Source organism: Roseomonas chloroacetimidivorans (assembly GCF_049629625.1).
In the GTDB taxonomy this organism is placed as follows: domain Bacteria; phylum Pseudomonadota; class Alphaproteobacteria; order Acetobacterales; family Acetobacteraceae; genus Roseomonas; species Roseomonas chloroacetimidivorans.
The window spans coordinates 1-2,815 of record NZ_JBNBZS010000210.1 but is presented as its reverse complement, the minus strand read 5'-3'; the positions used below and the strand labels follow the sequence as shown (position 1 = coordinate 2,815).

The following is a 2,815-nucleotide window of genomic DNA, read 5'->3' as shown; positions in this document are numbered from 1 at the left end:
CGCTTGGCTGATGATCTCGACCGGGAAGCGATACCCAGCGAAGCTCGGGCAGGCGGATGCGGTCATCCCACCCGACTACCCGGCGGTGGACCGCTCGGGCAAGCTCGTGGCTGGCCAACTTGACGGTGCCCTGAAGGAGAGCGCTGTGGCAGCAGCGTGTGATCCGGGCGGCTTTGTCCATTGGCTGATTACTCACGCCGAGACCGGCGCGCGAGGAGTGAGTTGCAGCCGCGCAACCTGACGGCAGTACCGCGCAGCGGTCGCATATGTCTTCTCTACTGACAGGCCTCTAGGTTGGGCCGCGGCACTCCGGGCCCTCCGTCATTGCAGACCTACCGGACTCGCGCGCCGTGCCGCCCGCCAGCCCGGCCGCGACAAGAGCTGCACGCCGAAACAGCTGAAGCGGCTTCACGCTGCTATGCGTGCCATCAACCTGCAACTAGCAGCGGCCGCCCACCTTTGGCTTCACGCCGCCCGCTTGGTCGGTTTACGTCCGTGCGAGTGGCGCTACCTCCATCTAGAAAGCCGAGCCGGCTCGCTCCCGGGTGGAGCGGTCTGGCTCGTCGTGCGCTCCGCGAAAATCACGAACGGCCGCAGCAGCGGGCCGGTCCGGCGGATCGATCTCTCCACGCTCAGCTCCGTCCAGCGCGACACTGTGCTGTGCTGGCTCGCTCATGTGGACCGCCTTGGTCTAACTGGGTTCCACCGATTGCAGCGGCGCGTAACCTGCCTGTTTACCAAGGCAAACACCATCGCTTTTCCTGAACGTAGGCGATGCATCAGCTTGTACACCGCGCGGCATCTCTGCGCCTCAAGTGCCAAGCGGACGATGAACGTCGCAGAGGTTGCCGCATTGCTTGGGCACGGCTCTGTGGCGACAGCGAGTGAGTTTTACGGACGCCGGGCACCTGGCCGGGTCGCACCACCGGTTGCGCGCCCTGACCCAGCGCTCGCCGCGGCAATTGCCGCCAAGAACTTGCATCGGCCTGCGCCCCGCCGTCCATCGGACACGGGCCAGTCCGAGCCTGCATCCTGGGGCGGACGACGATCGGGCTTCGGTCAATACTGACGCCGAGTTTCATTCGCTGGCAGTAGCCTACCCGGCACCGTCGACTTGTTGGCGTCATCTTCGCCGCGTTGGCAGGCCAAGGGCTGCGGTGCGGCAGGGTGTACGCGGCGATCGCAATCCCATTGACTTCCACCCACGCCTGGAACGCTCGCGTCCTCGCGGCACGATGCTCGGCGGCGGTGAGGTGGCTGCGGCGCAGATGGAAGGGGTTGCTGACCTGTGCGTGGGCCGAGAGGAAGCGCTGTGCCTGCCGTGGCGACTTGAACCGTTTCATCTCCGTTCTCGTCGTCGCGAGGGCTGGTGCGAGTTCTCCATCTGGTTATTCAGCCCCTTGTGCCGCCGGTGCTCGACAGCCGGGACCAGCTCCGCCCTGGCCACGCCGTAGCTCGCCAGTTGGTCGGTGATCATCACGCGGCGGCATTGCCGCTTCAGCAGCTTGCGAAGCAGCCGTTTGGCTGCCCGCTTGTCGCGCCGGCTCTGGACCAATATGTCGAGGACCAACCCTGTTCGGTCGACCGCGCGCCAGAGCCAGTGCTGGACGCCACGGATCCGGATCGCGACCTCGTCGAGGTGCCGCTTGTCCCCAAAGCGAGGCAGCCGGCGCAGGATCCGATCGGCGAACTCCTGCCCGCACTTCAGGGCGCCGTTGGCGCACCGTCTCGTGGCTGACGAGGATGCCGCGCGCGGCTAGCATCTCCTCGACCATGCGTGAGCCAAGCGGGAAGCTGAAATACAGCCAGACCGGGTAACCGATCACCTCGGGCGCGAAACGGTATCCCGCATACATCGCCCTCGCGCTGGCTGTGCTCATGCCCAACGCCTACCCCGGCGGGCCTGGACGGCCAAGCCCCCGTCAAGTTGACGGTGCCCGCCAGACCATGACCAGAACCGCCGCGGCGTTCACGCGGCGCCGGTTCTCATGCCGCAATATTCCACGGATGTGGAGACGGGCGCGCGACGGAGCGCGCCCGGCACCGGCTTCCGTCCGGCACGCGGGCCTCCTGGCCGGGGCCGCCGGACGGGAGGCTCGTCAGGCGACGCGGCGGTCCGGCAGCGCCTCCCCGGCGGGCGGGACGACGGGCACGGGCTGGCCGAGCACGACGAGGCCGGGCTCGTCAATCAGCGCCGCCGCGATCCGCGCGCGGTGCTCGTAGGTGGTGCCCAGGCGCATGCCCCAGGCCGCGATCCGGCGGTACCAGAGGTGCAGATCCAGCTCCATCATGAAGCCGATTCCGCCGTGGATGATCTGAGCGCTACGCGCGGAGGCAAGGCACTTCTCGTTGCAGAAGGACTTCGCCTGGCTAACCTCCACCCGGTGCGGCAGCCCCTGGTCCATGCGCCACAGTGCCTCGTAGGTCAGCAACTCGCCACCGTCGATCCAGATAATCATGTCCGCGCACATGTGCTGGATGGCCTGGAAGGCGCCGATCGGCTGGCCGAAGGCCTCGCGCATCCTGGCGTAGTCGAACGCCATCTCGGCGTCGCGGCGCGCGGCGCCGAGCATCTGCGCGCAGAGCAGGGCCGCGCCGCGGTCGAGCATCCGCTCGATAACCGGCCACCCCTCGTTCGCGCGCCCGATCAGGGCGGCGGCCGGAACGCGGACGCGATCGAAGACCACCGGATCTGTCAGAACTCGCGCCAGGGGGCGCCCGGATTGGTGAGCTGGGGCAGCCCTGGGTAGGCTCCTGACGGGTTGAGAGGCGGCTGGGAGCCTGGGATGAGGTGCGTGGACTGCGGTTCGGCCAA

Annotated in this window: 3 protein-coding genes and 1 pseudogene; 1 reads left to right on the top strand and 3 read right to left on the bottom strand. The window is 67.8% G+C overall.

The genetic code is table 11. The features are described 5' to 3' along the window. The coding region (locus tag ACO1BU_RS36630) for a hypothetical protein (RefSeq protein WP_424140783.1) at positions 1–241 on the top strand (241 nt) is incomplete at its 5' end. A 276-nt stretch (positions 242–517) separates the two neighbouring features. On the opposite strand, the gene ACO1BU_RS36625 is transcribed toward ACO1BU_RS36630, so the two are convergent. The 3 genes and pseudogenes from ACO1BU_RS36625 to ACO1BU_RS36615 all read right to left on the bottom strand — a co-directional run bounded on the left by ACO1BU_RS36625 (position 518) and on the right by ACO1BU_RS36615 (position 2,687). Beyond that, positions 518–676, bottom strand: coding sequence for a hypothetical protein (locus tag ACO1BU_RS36625; protein ID WP_424140782.1), 159 nt, complete (start codon positions 674–676; stop codon positions 518–520). A gap of 511 nt (positions 677–1,187) precedes the next feature. Then, a pseudogene (locus ACO1BU_RS36620) lies at positions 1,188–1,880 on the bottom strand (IS6 family transposase); the annotation flags it as partial. 219 nt (positions 1,881–2,099) lie between these two features. Then, the gene (locus tag ACO1BU_RS36615; protein WP_424140781.1) at positions 2,100–2,687 is read right to left on the bottom strand and encodes an acyl-CoA dehydrogenase family protein; all 588 of its coding nucleotides are present in this window, start codon (positions 2,685–2,687) and stop codon (positions 2,100–2,102) included. Positions 2,688–2,815 lie beyond the last annotated feature (128 nt).